Here is an 18,972-nt window from a genome sequence, read left to right on the forward strand (position 1 = left end):
TTATAGCCCCGGCAAAACTTAATGTCGGGGTGTTTTGTCTCTATTTATCCGGGTAAGGAGTTAAATCTTAAAGTAACTCATCTCTTGTTGCAGTTGAGCAGACAGCCCTTTAAGGTCTTGTGTTGATTTAGCTATTGCCTCTGCTCCCTGACCTGTTTGAATAGACTGAGAACGAATTTCTTCAGAAAGGTTACCCACTTCTTTAGATGCAATGCTCTGCTCTTCAGCTGCGCTGGCAATTTGATTCGTTAAATCTGTAATATCTGCCACCATTTTTTCAATATCCGTCAGGGCGTTATTCACTTCATGAGTAACAGCGACAATTTGTCCAGCCTGGCTCTGGCCTTGGTTCATCGACTCAACGGATCTCTGTGCTTGCTGTTGTACTTTCGAAATCATTCCCTCAATCTCGACTGTCGATTCCTGAGTACTCTTAGCCAATGCACGCACCTCATCTGCCACAACAGCAAAACCACGGCCTTGCTCTCCTGCTCGGGCCGCTTCTATGGCAGCGTTGAGAGCCAAAAGGTTGGTTTGATCCGCAATTCCCTTAATAACATTCAAAATGTTGGTAATATCTTCAGCACTTGAGGCAAGATCCTCAATCTGGGTAGACGTTGAGTTCAAGCTATCCGCTAACTGAGATACGCCTCCGGCGGCTGTCTCAGCTTTCTCTGAGCCAAGCTTAACCAGTTGATCTGCCTGATTTGCCGAACTGGCAGCATTAGCAGCACTGTCAGCTACCGATGAAGCTGTTACCTGCATTTCATCAATGGCAACCGTTACCTGATCAACAGAATGAATCTGGTTTTGAACATTACTGTTGGTCTGTTCTGCTATGGTCGCTAAAGATTCGGCGGCTGTAGATTGTGATTGCGTAGCACTCACTACCTGAGAAATAGTAGAGCGTAATTGGGTAGTCATCATTACTATTGATGCAAAAATACTGTTTGGATACTTTTTGACTTCAACCTGATTGGAAAGGTCACCCTGAGCAACTCGTTTGGTAATTGACGCTATTTCTGATGGCTCTCCGCCTACCATGTGAAGTACCTCTCGTACGATCCAGTAGCTCATATATACCGCTAATATTAATGATACTGTGGCAACCAACATACTATGCGTTGAAGCCGATTTCGCAGATTCATGGGCGTGTTCGATCTCTTGATTAACATTACTGTTTTCAGCATCCACTAACTGGTCGATTACCTGAGCGATAGCTAGCATATTCCTTTCACCCGCCCCCTGCTCGATAAACACCGTCAAGTCACTCAAAGTTAATTTCACTTGATTCATCGCATGCCTGGCATCTATTTCCGGCTCGGCAGACTCTTTATGCCACTTCTCAGCTACCAACTCAGCTTGCTCCAATTTTTTAAGTAGTTCACTGCCATCGTAATATGCACCCGCCAGATGCTCTTTTAACGCAGAAACCTGTTGAGCAAATGCTTTTTGACCTTCCGTATATGGTTCTAGTGCTTTTTCATCTCCAGACAACAAAAAGCCCCGCTGGCCAGTTTCCTGGTTTATCACTGCAATCAAAACTGTGTTGAGTAATTCATAACCATCACGATCATATCGTTCATCAAACTCTGTGAACATTTCGTCCAAAATTGTGCGGAATTCCGATATTGTCTTAGGTCCGATATCGCGTCCAGACAGTTTAAAATAAAGCTCAGTTGCGGCCTCTCCCTGAGCAATTTCTTTCCGCATTTCTATTTGTGGTTCAGCAGCTTCACGTAGCCATATCTTTTGAAGTTCTTCTATCTTTTCGACACGTTCTAACTGTAGTGGGTCATTTCTATATGCGGTTTTAAGTTCAGTAATCTGTTGCTCAAAGTCACTCAAACTTTGGGTGTAGCGGCTTAGGAAACCTTCTTTACCGGATATCAAAAAACCCCGCATACCCGATTCCATCTCGAGCATTTCAGTGCGAATAGCGTTTACTCGCGTCACCATCGACATCTCATCGGTCAGTGAAGTATTAACTTTCAAAAGGTTCTGAACCGATGAGTTGGAAAGGAAAGAAAGCAATAATATTGCAAGAATAGGAATGGCAAAACCAACAAGAAGTTTGGTGCTCAGACGAAGTTTGTTAAATAGCATGCTACCACCAAGTAGATAATTTCCTTTTATCCACAAATATTAACATAAGCTCAGATAGTACTTTAATTAAAATTATATTCTTGGCGAATTTTCCAATTCATTTTTTCTCTATCAGATAAGTACCAGCCTTCCAGTCGAAATTACTTTTGATTACTCGTGCGGGATTACCAGCAACCATGGCATTGTCGACATTCACATACTTGGTAACAACACTACCCAGCCCAACAATGCAGTTGTCCCCTACACCAGAACCAGTAGCGAACTTAACGGAGCTGCCAACATAACACCGCTCCCCAATATTGATATCTTTATCGAGCTTGCCTGCTCCGTGTGTCCAGAACTGAGAGTATCTGCCTGCAATCCAGGTGTTGTCTCCAATAGTGATATTACCAGCTATATCAAAGAAGTGATGGGATGTAATTAAAACTGAACTTCCGATGGTAAGCTTTCTTTCATAGCCATCATCCGCAAACTCTGGATCTTTAGTCCACCGCCCGCAAGTAAAGGTATTGAAGTTATCTATTGCAGTGTCGTGACCAATGGTTAATAACATAGGGCCCGAAAACTTGTTGAACATACCGATTTTGCAACCATTCAGCTCAGCACTTTCTACACAAATGAGCGTTAGCCAGGAGATATGTGCATCAGAGATCCTGTAGTTGAGTAGCAGTTTATATAGGAAAACTCTTAACCTGTTGGTAGGCAAAAGGCTAATGCCAATCGCCGTCATGAGCCTGATTTTATGTTTCAAAATACTTTATCCATCAAAAGTAATCACCGATCAAAGAGGAGCCTTTTACATCATTCATATAAGCTATGAATTAACACTAAAATACACCTATAGCTGGTTTTGATTATACTTATTCGCACCTTACGTACCGTTAGAAGTTTGTAATTTTATTTTTCCTAACCTACTGTAAGAACTAGCTTAAATCGAAGGAGTCGCTATACTAAATCGAGTAGATTCAACACTATAGAGATTCAATATGCCTACTGTATTTATCACCGGAGCTAATCGTGGCATCGGTCTTGCCTTGGTTAAAGAATATTTATCGTTAGATTACGTAGTACACGCTACGTTTCGTTCAACAGACTCTTCATCCGAGCTACTTAGCCTCTCAGAGCATGAGTCCAATTTGACATGCTATCAGTTGGAGGTAACCGACTACGAAGCACTTAGCAACTTAGTTGCGACACTGCCGGCAATAGACTTGTTGATTAACAATGCAGGCTACTATGGACCCAAAGGGTATGGTTTTGGTAATACCGATATAGACGAATGGCGTAAGGTATTTGAGATCAACACCATCGCTCCACTAAAATTAGTGGAAGCGTTCTATCCCTTGCTGATGAAAGGCGACCAAAAACGCATCGCATGTATCTCTTCTAAAGTAGGTAGTATGGCTGAAAACACCTCTGGTGGTGGCTACATTTACCGCTCTTCAAAAGCGGCATTAAACTCGGTGGTAAAAAGCTTAAGCAATGATCTTTCACCAGAAGGATTTACGGCTGTTGCCCTGCATCCTGGTTGGGTACAAACTGAAATGGGTGGGCCACGAGCACTTATCAGCACTCAAGCTAGTGCAAATGGGTTAGCCAATGTTATCGAAAACCTGACTGGCTCAGATACAGGCCGTTTCCTGAATTATGATGGAACCGAGTTACCCTGGTAAATAATTATGACTTACTCTTTTTTGTGAACTTTTTTCTTTTCTGGTAGGGCTTACGCTGCACCGGCGGTAACGAACGTAAAGAGTCAGGAACAGGCGACACTTTAACCTGTTCAATAAGCCCTTGAACGCTGGTTGTAAGAGTGTCGATAAAGGGTTGGTAACTCTGTTTTTTCTCTACCATTAACTGGAGCTGGTGCTCCCAGTGTGCTGTCATATCAGGATAAGTCGACTCTGCTGGAAGAGCATGGATTAGTCCTCGTCCAGCCTCCGTGCTCAGCACGGTTTTACCCTGTCGATTCAATAGCTTTCGTTTGAAAAGCGTATCAAGAATGCCGGCTCTGGTTGCTTCAGTGCCTAAACCATCGGTTTCTCGTAAAATTTTCTTTAGCTCTTTATCGTTAACAAATCGGGCTATTCCCGTCATTGCCTGCAACAAAGTGGCTTCAGTGAAGTGCTTTGGTGGTTCCGTTTTTCTGTCCTTGATTTCCCCTTCGCGGCAGGTAAGCACAGTACCTTTTTTCAGCGGCGGCACAGCATCTATCCCTTCATCATTTTGCTGTTTATTGCCTGTGACCACTTTCCAGCCTGGATTCGTTAACTGCCGCCCTTTAGCGATAAATGTTCCACCAGCAATATCGAACACCAATCTGGCTTCTGCATATACCGCCGGAGGATAAAACTGAATGATGTATTGCCGGGCAATAAGCTGATAGATTTTCATCTCATTACCCGATAACGCATTTACCGACGCTTTCTTAGGCGTTGGAATAATGGCGTGGTGCGCATCCACTTTTTTATCATTCCACGCTTTAGACTTAATATTGGTATCAGCGCCAGAAACCACTTGTTGCATCTCTTTGGCATTGTTCTCGATCGCACCTAAAACAGATGCCGCCTGAGCATAATGTTCTTTCGGGAGATAACGGCTATCCGAACGAGGATACGTAATCAGCTTGTGCTTTTCATAAAGCGCCTGGCAGACATTCAGTACATCCTGAGCACTCATACCATAACGCTTGGCCGCGTCTATTTGCAGCGCAGATAGCGAATAAGGTAACGGAGCGTATTGCTTGGTTTCTTTCTGTTCTGAATCTGTCACCGTTGCAGGCTGGCCTTTAATCCGCCCTGCAACATTCTCAACTAGTTTTCTGTTTAACACCCTACCTTCTTCATCCTGCCATGGCTTACATGCCTCGCTGGGTTTCCAACGTGCCCTGATATCAAAAGAGTCAGCGCCATCCTGATAAGGAATAAGTGCATGCAGGGTGAAGTAGTCTTTAGGGACAAAGTTCTCTATCTCTTCGTCCCTTCTAACAACAAGGCCAAGTACTGGCGTTTGAACCCGACCTACAGAAAGTACTCCTCCATAACCTGCTTTTTGTCCAAGCAGTGTGTATGCCCGAGACATATTCATACCATACAGCCAATCAGCTCGTGATCTCGCAAGCGCAGAAACGGATAGAGAAACGAACTCGCGATTACTGCGCATTTTACTGAGCGCTCTCTTTACTGCGGGCAAGTTAAGGTCGCTGATAAGCAACCGCTCGATACTGGCCTTTTTTGTCTTGCTTACTTTAAGATAGTCGATCACCTCATCGACCAGAAGTTGGCCTTCACGATCCGGGTCGCCAGCATGGATTATCTGGTTTGTCTCTTTAAGCAACTTGCGTATAACGGTTAATTGCTTGCTTGAGCTTTTTCTTGGCCTTAACTGCCACTGCTCTGGAACAATGGGCAGATCGGCCATGTTCCATTTTTTATAACGCTCATCGTAAGCGTCTGGCTCGACCTGCTCCAGCAAGTGGCCAATACACCAGGTCACGACATCACCGTTACCACAACGAATAAATCCCTGATCCTTTTTTTGAGGATTAGGCAGAGCAGACGCTATTGCGCGACCTAGGCTCGGTTTTTCTGCGATAAACAGTCGTGACATAAAGAATTTAACAAGGCAAACAATAGAAAGGCCACATTATCGAATGCGGCCATAGAAATGCAAGTAAAAACTGGTTATTTATACAGTTGTATTTAAATGTACAAGATTTTCAACGCTAGAGATATTCAACAAATCGGGTCAGATCACGCTCAGGCACTTTCATTGGAGTACAACCTGGTGTTCCGAGATAGAGAAAGCCAACGATTTCATCTTGCTCCCCCAGACCAAATGCCTTATGAACTTCAGGGTGAAACATCCATGAACCAGAACGCCAGAATCCCTGATAACCCTGAGCTACCGCAGCCATTTGCATTGCCTGAGCCGCACAACCAGCAGATAAGTGCTGCTCGAGAGGCGGGATTTTGTCGTGCGGTTTTACTTTAGCGATAACAGTGATAACCATTGGCGCTCTAAATGGTGCTTTACGCAATTTCTCGACGACAGCTTCATCGCTGTTTTCAGATTCAGCGGCACGAACGAGGATATCAGACAATTTTTCCAGTCCATCTCCTTCAGAAATAACAAATCTCCACGGGGTTAACCCCCCATGGTCTGGGGCTCTTAAGCCTGCTTTAAGAATATTTTCCAGAGCCTGACCTTGAGGTGCAGGCTCTGATAACTTAGCAATTGAACGACGATTTAATAATAGATCCAGCGCATCCATTCGGAATCCTCTAAGATATGATGACAACAGTTATATGAGAATAATTATCAATATAGCTTATTTAGATCTTAATTCCCAACTCTAGTCCTTGTCTTATCGCTCTCACTGCGTCCAGTTCGCCTGCTTTGTCTGCACCACCAATGACATGCAGCTTATCTCCAAAGGATTTCCATTCGCTTTCAAAAGGACGCACTGACTCCTGACCTGCACATATCACCACTTTATCTGCATCCAGAAGCTGCTGCTTGCCTTTGAATTTTATGTGCAAACCATCATCATCGATACTTTCATAACTCACTCCACCCATCAGGTTTACACCGCGCTTTTCAAGTGTGCGTTTGTGAATCCAACCGGTAGTTTTACCCGGCCCCTTACCTACCCGACTTTTGCGTCGCTGTAGCACCCACACGGTTTTATCGCTGATCATATCTGGATATGGATATAAACCACCGGGATGTGCCATCTCAGGGTCGATTCCCCACTCATGCAGCCAGTCGACAAGTTGATGACCGTTTGGCTCGGTTATCATGGTCGCAATATCAATACCGATCCCACCAGCTCCAACTACAGCAACTTTTTCGCCAACATACGTCTTATCTTTAATCAGAGTTTGGTAGTCGATGACTTTTTTCGGGTTATCAATCCCCTTAATATCAACTTTTCTAGGCGCAACACCCGATGCCATGATGACTTCATCATAATCTTTCAATACATCAAGACTGGCTTCGGTATTGAGTTTGAGGTTTACTCCGGTTTCATCAAGTCGGTTGGCAAAATATCGAATGGTTTCCCTGAACTCTTCTTTGCCGGGGATCTGCATTGCAAGCCTGAACTGGCCACCTATTCGATCTTGTTTTTCAAACAGGTCAACCTGATGGCCACGCTCCGCTGCTGTCGTAGCAGCAGAAAGGCCTGCCGGACCAGCCCCAACAACAGCTACTTTTTTCTTAATTTGAGCTGGTTGCACTTCTAATTCTGTTTCGTAACACGCTCTTGGGTTTACAAGGCAACTCGCTCGTTTACCCTGAAAAATGTTGTCCAGACAAGCCTGATTACACCCGATACATGTGTTTATTAGATTTGCGTTATCGTTAGATGCCTTTTCTACAAAATACGGATCAGCAAGGAAAGGCCTTGCCATAGAGACCATATCCGCTTTTCCTGATTCCAAAATGGACTCGGCTTCTTCAGGAGTATTGATTCGGTTACAAGTAACGATTGGTACGTTGACATGCGGCTTCACTTTCTCGGTTACCCAGGTAAATGCAGCTCTTGGAACCTGAGTAGCGATAGTAGGGACACGCGCTTCGTGCCAACCGATACCAGTATTAATAATAGTTACGCCTGCATCTTCCAGCGCCTTAGCCAGCATCACCACTTCTTCAAATGTGCTGCCTTCTTCAACCAAATCCAGCATCGAAAGTCGGAATATGATTATGAACTCTTCGCCGACCGCTTTTCTGATGGCTTTTACCACCTCTAGCGGGAAGCGAATGCGTTTCTTATAGGTACCGCCCCACTCGTCATAACGCATATTGGTTCGTTTACAGATAAACTGATTCAGCAGATAGCCTTCAGAACCCATCACCTCGACGCCATCGTAACCAGCAAGCTGCGCTAGAGAGGCACTATTAGCAAACGCGTCGATGGTTTTCCTAATCTGACGCTCACTCATTTCACTCGGAGCAAATTTTGAAATAGGCGCTTTGATCCCTGAAGCACTCTGGGAGAACGGATGCATCGCATAACGCCCGGCGTGAAGTATCTGCAGCGCGATTTTGCCACCGTGTTTATGGACAGCTTCGGTTATAACTTTATGCTCTTTGGCATGTTTTGGTTTACTAAATTCTGCGCTTAACGGATGCAGACGCCCACGTAGATTTGGTGAAAACCCACCAGTGACTATCAAACCCACGCCGCCTTTGGCACGTTCTTCATAAAACGCCGCTAGACGCCCCATTCCTTCTTTATGTTCTTCCAGTCCCGTGTGCATGGAACCCATCAGTACTCTGTTTCTTAACTGGGTAAAACCTAAATCCAGGGGCTTCATTAAATTTGGATACATAGCAGACTTCACTTTCATCGTTATACTTATGGTCAGACCAGAATAGGCACTTAGAGATCAAAAATCAAACAACTGTTTACATTTGTGCAACATTGATCAATTTTGTCTGTGTTTGCGTATCAAAATGCATGAGCATCGAATAAGAAATTTGTTGGATGATTCAGAATGTCGTAGGATTGTCCCATCTGATTACCGCTTTATTAACAGGCACTAATCACTGTCTGCAGGAAATAGAATGAAAACTGTATTTCGAATCATTGGTAAGTTTTTTAAATTTATATGGATGTTAATAAATTTCATCCGCCTCGCGGTTTATAACCTGATCTTTCTTGGGATACTCGCTGCTATCTATATCGGTTATACCCATACTCAAATAGAAAAGCCTGCTGCTCCTCAACCAGTCAAAGAGGCTTCTGCACTGGTGCTCAACCTCTCAGGTCCAATTGTAGAGCAGAGAACCTACGTTAATCCGATGGATTCATTTACAGGCTCACTGTTTGGACGAGAGCTTCCACGAGAAAATGTACTTTTCGATATCGTTGATACTATTCGCCATGCAGCAGAGGATGAGCAAGTTTCCGGGCTTATTTTGGCAACCGGAGAGATGTCAGAAACCAACCTGACAAAGCTTAGATACATTGCAAAAGCTATCAAAGAATTTAAAGCAACAGGAAAGCCGGTTTTTGCTGTGGGCGAGCTTTATAACCAAAGTCAGTACTACCTAGCCAGTTACGCAGATAAGATCTACATGGCACCTGACGGCGCAATAATGTTACGAGGTTATAGCTCGTACCCGCTTTACTATAAGTCTCTGCTAGAAAAGCTTGATGTAAATACTCATGTGTTCCGCGTTGGGACATATAAATCAGCCATCGAACCCTTCATTCGCGATGATATGTCACAGGAAGCGAAAGAGTCGGCTAGTACATGGCTAAGTCAGCTTTGGGGTGCTTACATTAGCGATGTTGCTGAAAACCGAAACATCGAGGCCAATGCAATTAACCCGTCAATGGATGATTTCCTGGCAAAACTGAGAGAAGTGAATGGCGATCTGGCGCTACTTTCGAAAAACCTTGGACTTGTAGACGAGTTAGTCACTAGGCAGCAGTTCAGAAAGGCAATGGGTGAAACATTCGGTGTGAAGGATAAAGATAGCTACAGAGCTGTAAGTTATTACGAATACTTAACCCGTGTGCGAGGCGACTTCAACGGCAGTTCAGACGACATTGCTGTTATCGTAGCAAGCGGAACGATTCTTGATGGAAGCCAGCCACGCGGCACCGTTGGCGGCGATACTACTTCCGCTCTTCTTCGTAAAGCACGTAAAGATGACAAGGTTAAGGCTGTAGTGCTTCGAGTAGACAGCCCTGGCGGTAGTGCATTTGCGTCGGAGGTAATTCGAAACGAAGTTCAGGCGCTACGAGATGCAGGTAAACCTGTCGTGGTATCGATGTCTAGCCTTGCAGCATCTGGCGGTTACTGGATTTCAATGAGCGCTGATAAGATCGTAGCCCAACCGACTACGCTTACTGGTTCGATAGGGATATTCAGTGTTATCACTACCTTTGAGAAAGGGCTTAACAAGCACGGTATCTACAGTGATGGTGTTGGTACTACGCCTTTCTCTGGTATGGGCATTACCAGAGGGATATCTGACAAAGCTGGCGAAGCAATCCAGCTAGGCATTGAAAATGGCTACAACCGCTTTATCGGATTGGTTAGTGAGAACAGAGATATCAGCGTAGAAAATGTAGATAAGGTCGCACAGGGCCGCGTATGGACTGGTCAGGATGCGATGAAAGCCGGATTAGTTGATCAGATGGGCGATTTTGATGATGCTATCGAAATCGCAGCAAACCTTGCAGGACTGGAAGACTACAATATCTACTGGGTAGAAGAATCACTAACACCAACAGAAGAGTTTATTCAGCAGTTAATGGATAGAGTCGAAGCATCGGTTGGTATTGATGTTTCTTCGATGATTCCTAAAGCTTTCCAGCCAATAACGGAAAAAGTAATACAAGATGCGGAGTTGCTTAGCAGCTTTAACGATCCAAAAGGTTATTACGCGTTTTGCTTAAATTGTGCGGTTGATTGATCGTTTCCTATGAAACGACAAAGGGCGCATCTGCGCCCTTTTTGTTTATCTCTCTTTTAGAAGCTACAAATAGTAACTTTCTACAATCTGAATAAATTTCTCAACTTCATCTTGTGGTAGTGCGTTTACACCAGCTGCTGCCTCGCGGCCACCACCTGTGGGGAAGCTACCACATATCTCCCCTGCACCTTTTTTATTATTTAAAGGTGCTCGCAATGAAACGGTATAGGTTTCATCTTTGTTCAGAGTAAAAACAGCATGCGCGGAATCCGGTGTCTGGTTCGCCAGATAGTTACCAAATACGCCACTTATACGGCGTGAAGCCGCACTATTTGGAAGCTCGAAAACTTTTAACTTGTCGCTTTCGTGCATCGGTTTCACTGATAGCGCCAAATCCATATCTTCCCGATACGCTTCTTGCAATTGGTAGTAAGGAGATGCTTTGTCTGCAATCGCATCAAATGGAGACGGGTATTTTAGGAGCGCTTTGTAAAGATCAGCTGGATGAAAGTGAAGGTCTTCCACTTTTTCGCCATAACCATTGTAGTTAATCAGCGTTCCCAACTCTTTAAGCAGTGCCTTTTGCTCTGCGTCGTATCCGGCTTTATCTGCTAACTGATCCGCTTTCGCAATCAGGTTATCACCATATGCAGCGGTGATGGCCCAATCGTGATACCTTCCCTCAAGCAAGCTATCTATAATCAATGCGGTACAGCAGTTTGCATCCAGATCGATATGCGCTTCAAGGTTCGAACTCGTTGGAATATCACCAGATTGGTGGTGGTCTGCATAAAACACTTTCGCGCCAGAAATCAGTGCCTCTTCTAGAGCTTTGCTGTTCTTAAGCATGGAGACATCAAGAACCGTTAACTTATCTCCGCTTTTAGGAGAAACTTTTGCCAGCAGATTGATATCACGCTTAACACCGGTAACTAATTCTGCTTCGACCGGCTTATCTAAACGCAATTGAAGTAATGCAACGATGCCATCCGCATCACCGTTAAAAAGATCGTAATTCAAAGCTTATTCCTTTGCTTTTCTGGTTAAGCGGCTTTCACGTAGCCATTCGCAAGTAAGTAACTAATGACTTCTCTAGCGCACTCTTCAACAGATTTGTCGGCTGTTTTTATATGAACTTCGGGCTTTTCTGGTAACTCATAAGCCGAGTCAATTCCCGTGAAGTTTTTAATCTCACCTGCTCGCGCTTTTTTGTATAGCCCCTTAGGGTCGCGCTGTTCACAAATCTCCAGCGGAGTATCGACAAAGACTTCTATAAACTGGCCGTCAGACAATGTATCTCGAACCATAGTGCGGTCATTAGTGAACGGGGAAATAAAGGCCGTCGAGACCAATAACCCTGCATCAACAAACAGCTTTGATACTTCTCCAATTCGGCGAATATTCTCAATTCGGTCTTCATCTGAAAAGCCCAAATCGCCATTTAGACCATGACGAACATTGTCGCCATCAAGCACGTAGGTTTTACAACCCAGGTCGTAAAGCATTTTATCGACAGCATTTGCCACCGTCGATTTCCCGGAGCCACTTAACCCGGTAAACCATAATACTGCTGGTTTATGCCCATTAAGCTTAGCTCGCTCGTTATGAGAGACACTCGCCAGATGCCAAACAACATCCGATGATTTTTCTTGTCCTGTTTCAATTTCTTTATATGGTGACATACCCATTAAACTCCATATACCCAGACGATGGCACTCACCGCTGTAATTCCATACACAAGGCTAACCGGAAGACCGATTTTCACAAAATCAGAAATCTTATAACAACCTGCGTTAAATACCATTAGATTGGTTTGATATCCGTAAGGACTGATAAAGCTAGCACTGGCACCGAACGCAACCGCCATAATAAATGCCATAGGGTTGGCATCGAGGCTTAATGCGAGGCTATAAGCGATAGGAAAGCTCAGAGCTGCCGCGGCATTATTGGTCACTAATTCCGTTAGGAGCCAGGTCATCACATACACTACGATTAGCGCGCCTATTGGGGTCATTTCCGTTAGGTAAGATTCCTGAAAAACGTGTAACCCATCCAGCACACCACTATTTGTAAGCGCCTTAGAAAGTAGCAATGCTGATGCAATAATTAGCCATAGGTCGCTTGGGAAACGTCTGATGATTTCTCGCGAAGTCAGAGTACCCGAAAGAATCAAAGCACCAAGCAACAAAAACATACCTTTAAACAGTGACAACGCACCAATAGCCGCAAGAACTAAGGTACCAACAAAGCCAACCGCTACTAAGGTTTCTTTTGCGCCACTTAGCTTCGATTCAGGTTCAACACCCGATAGCAAAATAAAGTTTTTATAGATATTGTGGCGAGACTTAAAGTCGTTACCCGCCGCTAACACCAGATAATCACCTGCCAAAAGTTCAACTTCACCGAGCTTGCCCGAAACGCGTTCGCCATCTCGCCTGATGGCAACCACACCCGCATCAAAAAGAGCCCGGAAGCCAACGGTTTTTAACGTTTTACCTACCAGCACACTTTCTGGTCTGATAACCACCTCAGAAAGGTTATCCATAGGTAGTCCATTTTGGTCTGCAAAAATACTCAGCCCTTCAAATTGGTTAAGTTGCATCACCTTGGTGATATCCCCGGTAAATACCAGCCTGTCACCTTCCTGAATCACTTCTGTCGGTGACACTGGCGATATCGGAGAAGAAGCACGAATAATCTCAACTAAAAACAGAGATTCCAGATGTCGTAATCCATTCTTTTCGATACTTTTTCCAATCAAAGAAGAGCCAGGTAACACCTTGGCATCAATAAAGTATTCTCTGTAGCTTTCCTGCTCAGTATTTCTTTCAGGAAGAAAACGACTCACTAACCACAGTACAAAACCACTGGCCAACACAACGCATGCACCAACGGCTGTGAAGTCAAAAAAGTGGAGAGGCTCCAGGCTCGTTTCAATCACCAAACTATTCACGATAAGGTTGGTTGAAGTACCAACAAGCGTTAGCGTACCACCAAGAATGGCAGCATAAGAAAGAGGTAGTAAAAGTTTGCTTGATGCGTGATAGGGATTGCTTCGGATAGGTGCCAACATGGTTGAAACCACTGCCGTATTATTCAAAAACGCCGACGTAATGGCTGTCATACCAAACAATCGTAGCCAGGTTCCAGAGTATTTCTCACGAATAATCGTGGTGGCGACTGAGCGTAAAAGGCGGGTTTTTTCTAAAGCCAATGAACATGTCATCAGCAAAATCAAAGTAAGCAAGCCCTCGTTAGAAGCGCTTGAAATAACATCCCCCGTTGACACAACACCAGATGCAAATAACAGCACCATAGCGCAACCAAAAACGGCGGCGGGGCGATGCTGAAATTTAATCAATCCGGCTATCGTGGCAAGAAAGACGGTAATAACAAAAATAGATTCGAAAGACATAAGTGAAGAGTAGTCAGCAGTAAGCAGTCAGCCACCCGTAAAGATGGCTGACAATGGAGCATTAGCCTAGCTTTTTAGCGCCCCAGTGTGGGAAGTGCTTACAGACAAGCGCATTTAGCTCTAACTCGAACTCGCTATATTCAGCAGGAGCTTTAGCACTTACCAAGCCACCTTCAGCTGCGCCACGAATCATACCGGCTCCAACAGTCACGTTGGTAAGCCTGTCTATAATGATAAACGCACCTGTGTGACGGTTCTTCTCGTAAGCATCAAACTGAACTTCCTCCGTGAAGTGGAACTGGCAGCGGCCAATTTCATTTAGGTCAAGCTGCTGAGTCGCCTCTTTTTCCATGGTGTTGACGTTAACTTTATAGTCAATCGCCTGAGCTTCACCATATACAGACTTCGAACCGACTTTAATTTGATACTGCCTGTCCAAATGCATAGGCTCTTCTGTCATCCAAACCACATCCGCAATCACGTTTGCGCTCGATTCTGGCTTGTCGTGTGGGCGAACAATCATATCGCCACGGCTGATATCGATTTCATCTTCCAACGTAATGGTAACCGCCATATCAGTAGAGGCCGTTTCCAAGTCACCATCAAAGGTCACTATCGATTCAACTTTGCTTTCTTTTCCAGAAGGCAGGGCCATAACGGTATCACCAACACGGATATCACCAGCGGCAATAGTGCCAGCAAAGCCTCGGAAATCCAGATTTGGACGATTCACATACTGCACCGGGAATCGGAAAGACTGGAAGTCGTCTCTACGAATGTTTACTGAGTTCAGTAGTTTCATCAGCGGAGAGCCTGGGTACCAGGTCATATTCTCGCTTTCGTTTACAACGTTATCGCCCTTAAGTGCTGAAATTGGAACAAAGCGGATATCATCAAAAGCAAGCTCTTTAGAAAACTCACGATAATCGTCTTTGATCTTCTTATACACTTCCTGATCGTAATCGACGATATCCATTTTGTTTACAGCAACAATGATATGTTTAATACCCAGTAGCGAGCAGATATAGCTGTGGCGACGAGTCTGAACCTGAACACCATATCGGGCATCAATCAGGATAATCGCCAAGTCACAAGTTGAGGCACCAGTCGCCATGTTACGAGTGTACTGCTCATGCCCCGGAGTATCCGCGATGATAAACTTGCGCTGCTCGGTCGAGAAATAACGGTAAGCGACATCGATAGTGATGCCTTGCTCACGCTCGGACTGCAGGCCATCAACCAATAGAGCTAAATCGAATTCTTCATCCGTCGTATTAAAACGCTTGGAATCTTTCTCGATAGCAGACATCTGATCTTCAAAAATCATCTTGCTATCATAAAGCAGACGGCCAATTAATGTCGATTTACCATCATCTACACTGCCACATGTAAGAAAACGCAGCAGATCTTTGTTCTCGTGAACCTTTAGGTATTCCTCGATATCTGAGGCAATCAAATTTGAACTGTGAGACATTAGAAGTACCCCTCCATCTTCTTCTTCTCCATAGAACCCGCTGAGTCGTGGTCGATCACACGACCTTGACGCTCTGAAGTGGTACATAGCAACATTTCCTGAATTACTTCAGGCAGAGTTTGCGCTTCAGACTCTACCGCACCCGTAAGCGGATAACAGCCAAGAGTTCTAAATCGAACCATCTTCATTTCAGGCACTTCGCCTTCTTCTAAAGGCATGCGCTCATCATCAACCATGATTAGCGTACCATCGCGCTCAACGACTGGGCGCTTTTCAGAAAGGTACAGTGGCACAATCTCGATATTTTCCAGATAGATATACTGCCAGATATCCAGTTCCGTCCAGTTAGATAGTGGGAATACGCGAATGCTTTCTCCCTTCTCTACTTTCGAGTTATAGATGTTCCACAGCTCAGGACGCTGGTTTTTAGGATCCCAGCGGTGGTTTTTATCACGGAAAGAATACACACGTTCTTTTGCACGAGACTTCTCTTCATCACGACGTGCACCACCAAATGCAGCATCAAAACCGTACTTGTCTAGCGCCTGCTTCAAACCCTCGGTTTTCATAATATCGGTATGCTTAGCACTGCCATGAACAAACGGGTTGATGTTCATTTCAAGGCCACGTGGGTTCTTGTGAACAATCAAATCGAAATCGTACTCTTTTGCAAGGCGATCACGGAACGCGATCATCTCTTTAAACTTCCAATTGGTATCCACATGCATCAGCGGAAACGGAATTTTTCCAGGATAGAAGGCTTTGCGTGCCAAATGAAGTAGCACGGATGAATCTTTACCAACCGAGTAAAGCATTACAGGGTTATCAAACTCTGCTGCCACTTCACGCATAATCTGGATAGACTCAGCTTCCAGTGCTTTGAGGTGAGTTAATCTTTTTTTGTCCATAGTTTTTATTTGCCTTTAGTAATCGACGGATTACCTATGATTTTCATCATGAATTAAGAATACGGTTACAAGGCTAACATCGAGCCCAATAAACTCCAATGCGAATCGTTTATAACTTATAGCAATTCTTTAGTAATAGCGTTTATCTCATCAACTTCTTCTGATGGAGTTCTCTCTTCTTTTTCCAGCTTCTTAGTGTCGTGACTATCTTCCAGATATGTCTCATTGCAACAAAATATACAAAGAACAGCGCAACGAACAGGTACAGCATTACATACTCATGGACCGCTGTAAGTTCTCCATAAATGCCAAACGCAGCACAGAGGATACTGAAAGAGACAATTGTGATTAGAGTTTTGGAGGACGAGAACCCTAGCCTTTGAAAAATATGATGCAGGTGCAATTTGTCTGCCTTTAAAGGCGATTGTCTCTTACCAATTCGCCGTAGCATAACCATGACCATATCCATAACGGGTACCGCCGTTATCCATAGGGCAGTGACAGGCCTTAGTGACACCTCTTTGGTCATAGGAGCCGCAAATTGGGTGCTTTCGACAAGGAGCCAAATGATCGTAAAACCAATAAAATAACTGCCGGAGTCACCCATAAACACCTTTAAAGTGCGATGAGGGACAATGTCCAGATTACACAAAATGTATGGCAACATCGCGACAACGAATAAAATACAGAAGGCGCCTAAGTTCGTTTGACCGGCGTGAAAAAAGAAATAACCCAGACTGCCAAATGTTACTGCAGAAAGACCACCTAATAGCCCATCCAACCCATCGGACATATTGAAAGCTGTTATCGCTGCGATAACAGCAAGGATCGTGAACAACTCTTTACCGTTGGGAATAAATATATCCCCAAAACCAAAAAGGTCACCTAAATGAACAAGGTTTGCTTTGTGACTAAATGTTAGCCACACCGATAGTAGGGTTAATATCAGAAGGCGAAACTTAGCACCTAGTTCAATCTTATCGTCTAGTGCACCAACGGTGACCAAAACTGCTGAACAGAAGAGGTAGTTTCCAGAACGAGGCAAAAACTCAGGATGGGTAGCAAGAACTGCAAGTATAGTAAAGAATAGAGATATACCACCAACTAGCGGAATATCTCCAGTATGAACCTTTCTGGCCGTTGGCCTATCAACATATCCGTGTTTTACCGCTGCTTTTCTTAAACCTAACACAAACATTGTCGACAAAATGAAAGTTAAAGCCGTAATAGTCAACATGTATATTTTTTATTCTCTATAGGTACACCTAGCCAAATACACCATACAATTATTTGCACATGGCAGTCTATAAGATATTTCAATTAATAATAGTAGATAATAAGCCTAAAGCTTACTGTAAATATCGAGAGCTTCTTCCAGATCAGGATAAAAGGTTAGTTCACCCTGATGAAGAATAATTGCACTATTGCAGAACTCTTTTATCTCCTTTATATCGTGACTCACCATAATGACACTGGCATTACGGCTCTTATCCAATAAAGCTTGCTTTGCTTTTTTCCGGAACTTTTGATCTCCTACAGATGTAGCTTCATCAATAAGATAGACATCAAAATCAATAGCAACACAGGTACCAAACGCCAGACGAGATCGCATACCGCTGGAATAGCTTTTAACTGGCAAGTCATACTTAATACCAAGTTCAGCGAAATCTTTTACCTTCTCTTCGTACTCATCGAGATCCGCCACACCATTTACTCGACCGATAAAACGTGTATTTTCACGCCCCGTCATCTGCGGATGAATACCTGTAGCCAAAGCCACTGGCCAAGAGATCGATTTACTGGTAATAACACGTCCCTTATTGGGGTACTCACTGCCTGCAATAATACGAAACAGTGTCGACTTACCTGCTCCGTTTGAGCCAAGTAACGCGATGCTATGCCCTTCGGGAAAGCAAAAGTTAACATCCTGGAAAACGTATTGGTTACCAAGTTCGGATGGGTAGTATTTGGTTAGGTTTTGTAACTCTATCATTACGGCTAGCTTATACTTCTGCTAGTTCAGCACGATATTGAAGAACTTTTTTCCTAATCAAAGGGCCGTTAGGTCTTGCTTCAAGGGCCAGCTCCATTAAGCGCAAAGCAAGTGTCTTATCGGAAGCTTCCATTCTCAAAGCTTCATCACGTAAAAAGTCGATATCTAAGTCGTCTTTAATATCTTCTGGTACAACTTTGTAAATATCCAACCTTGGCGGGCGTTTGATATGTAAAAACGAGTAGCATTTGTCTATCAAAGCTTCTATTTTAGCCTGTTCTAAAGCATATAGTGCACTCACTAAAACTTCTCTATCCTGAACTGAAGTAGATATTTCCAACTCACCATTCTCTAAAGCACGAATCAACTCTGCTTTTCGTTGCATACGAACAACTGATTCAAAACTGGTATTTACTTTAATTACCGATTGTTTCCCCTTTTGTTCAGGAAACAGCTCTACGGTCCAGCTCTTATCAATATCCTTCAGATATAACGAAATAGAGCCAGATTCGATCTGTTTAAGCTCATCCTTAAATAAAAACTGGATGGACTTACTTAACGCCTTGATTTGAAATCGCTTTGGTATGATCGTCAAAGCCGCTAGCAGTAGTTTATTGTTCATACATAAATCTTAATATTC

15 protein-coding genes are annotated in these 18,972 nt (G+C 43.9%); 2 read left to right on the forward strand and 13 right to left on the reverse strand.

The window, feature by feature from the left end:
* Nucleotides 1-60 precede the first annotated feature (60 nt).
* Together P7F88_RS22215 and P7F88_RS22220 are read right to left on the reverse strand one after the other, a co-directional pair.
* Nucleotides 61-2,106 carry a methyl-accepting chemotaxis protein gene (locus tag P7F88_RS22215; protein WP_277828363.1) on the reverse strand — a complete coding sequence of 682 codons (2,046 nt, stop codon included), beginning with the start codon at nt 2,104-2,106 and terminating at the stop codon, nt 61-63.
* Nucleotides 2,107-2,203: 97 nt separating this feature from the next.
* A complete protein-coding gene (locus tag P7F88_RS22220) occupies nt 2,204-2,857 on the reverse strand; it encodes an acyltransferase (protein ID WP_277828365.1) in 654 nt (217 codons plus the stop codon).
* A 235-nt stretch (nt 2,858-3,092) separates the two neighbouring features.
* On the opposite strand from P7F88_RS22220, the gene P7F88_RS22225 reads away from it, so the two are divergent.
* Nucleotides 3,093-3,779 (forward strand): SDR family oxidoreductase, encoded by a 687-nt coding sequence (locus P7F88_RS22225; RefSeq protein ID WP_277828367.1) that lies wholly within the window; start codon nt 3,093-3,095, stop codon nt 3,777-3,779.
* 4 nt (nt 3,780-3,783) lie between these two features.
* Here the strand turns inward: P7F88_RS22225 and P7F88_RS22230 are convergent, their stop codons facing one another.
* The 3 genes from P7F88_RS22230 to P7F88_RS22240 all read right to left on the reverse strand — a co-directional run bounded on the left by P7F88_RS22230 (nt 3,784) and on the right by P7F88_RS22240 (nt 8,444).
* Nucleotides 3,784-5,715: a DNA topoisomerase III gene (locus tag P7F88_RS22230; RefSeq protein ID WP_277828369.1), complete on the reverse strand. Its 1,932-nt coding sequence runs from the start codon at nt 5,713-5,715 to the stop codon at nt 3,784-3,786.
* A 115-nt stretch (nt 5,716-5,830) separates the two neighbouring features.
* Nucleotides 5,831-6,379 (reverse strand): NAD(P)H nitroreductase, encoded by a 549-nt coding sequence (locus P7F88_RS22235; protein ID WP_277828371.1) that lies wholly within the window; start codon nt 6,377-6,379, stop codon nt 5,831-5,833.
* Between the two features lie 61 nt (nt 6,380-6,440).
* Entirely contained in the window at nt 6,441-8,444 is a 2,004-nt protein-coding gene (locus P7F88_RS22240) for an NADPH-dependent 2,4-dienoyl-CoA reductase (protein ID WP_277829253.1), read from the reverse strand.
* Nucleotides 8,445-8,679: 235 nt separating this feature from the next.
* On the opposite strand from P7F88_RS22240, the gene sppA reads away from it, so the two are divergent.
* Nucleotides 8,680-10,542 (forward strand): signal peptide peptidase SppA, encoded by a 1,863-nt coding sequence (gene sppA / locus P7F88_RS22245; RefSeq protein ID WP_277828373.1) that lies wholly within the window; start codon nt 8,680-8,682, stop codon nt 10,540-10,542.
* 63 nt (nt 10,543-10,605) lie between these two features.
* On the opposite strand, the gene P7F88_RS22250 is transcribed toward sppA, so the two are convergent.
* From P7F88_RS22250 to P7F88_RS22285, 8 genes are all read right to left on the reverse strand, one after another.
* Nucleotides 10,606-11,562 (reverse strand): DHH family phosphoesterase, encoded by a 957-nt coding sequence (locus P7F88_RS22250; protein WP_277828375.1) that lies wholly within the window; start codon nt 11,560-11,562, stop codon nt 10,606-10,608.
* Between the two features lie 23 nt (nt 11,563-11,585).
* Nucleotides 11,586-12,224 carry an adenylyl-sulfate kinase gene (gene cysC / locus P7F88_RS22255; RefSeq protein ID WP_422128417.1) on the reverse strand — a complete coding sequence of 213 codons (639 nt, stop codon included), beginning with the start codon at nt 12,222-12,224 and terminating at the stop codon, nt 11,586-11,588.
* A 5-nt stretch (nt 12,225-12,229) separates the two neighbouring features.
* Nucleotides 12,230-13,957 carry an SLC13 family permease gene (locus tag P7F88_RS22260; protein ID WP_277828378.1) on the reverse strand — a complete coding sequence of 576 codons (1,728 nt, stop codon included), beginning with the start codon at nt 13,955-13,957 and terminating at the stop codon, nt 12,230-12,232.
* Between the two features lie 61 nt (nt 13,958-14,018).
* A complete protein-coding gene (gene cysN, locus P7F88_RS22265) occupies nt 14,019-15,431 on the reverse strand; it encodes a sulfate adenylyltransferase subunit CysN (protein ID WP_277828380.1) in 1,413 nt (470 codons plus the stop codon).
* Nucleotides 15,431-16,339 carry a sulfate adenylyltransferase subunit CysD gene (cysD, locus tag P7F88_RS22270; protein ID WP_277828382.1) on the reverse strand — a complete coding sequence of 303 codons (909 nt, stop codon included), beginning with the start codon at nt 16,337-16,339 and terminating at the stop codon, nt 15,431-15,433. Before cysD ends, cysN begins: the two co-directional genes overlap by 1 nt.
* A 142-nt stretch (nt 16,340-16,481) precedes the next feature.
* Nucleotides 16,482-17,576, reverse strand: a complete 1,095-nt coding sequence (gene wecA, locus P7F88_RS22275; RefSeq protein ID WP_277828384.1) for a UDP-N-acetylglucosamine--undecaprenyl-phosphate N-acetylglucosaminephosphotransferase — start codon at nt 17,574-17,576, stop codon at nt 16,482-16,484.
* A gap of 105 nt (nt 17,577-17,681) precedes the next feature.
* Nucleotides 17,682-18,332, reverse strand: coding sequence for an ABC transporter ATP-binding protein (locus P7F88_RS22280; protein WP_277828386.1), 651 nt, complete (start codon nt 18,330-18,332; stop codon nt 17,682-17,684).
* A 10-nt stretch (nt 18,333-18,342) separates the two neighbouring features.
* Nucleotides 18,343-18,954: a hypothetical protein gene (locus P7F88_RS22285; RefSeq protein ID WP_277828388.1), complete on the reverse strand. Its 612-nt coding sequence runs from the start codon at nt 18,952-18,954 to the stop codon at nt 18,343-18,345.
* Between the last annotated feature and the right edge of the window lie 18 nt (nt 18,955-18,972).

This window comes from Vibrio hannami (genome assembly GCF_029589055.1).
Taxonomy (GTDB): domain Bacteria; phylum Pseudomonadota; class Gammaproteobacteria; order Enterobacterales; family Vibrionaceae; genus Vibrio; species Vibrio hannami.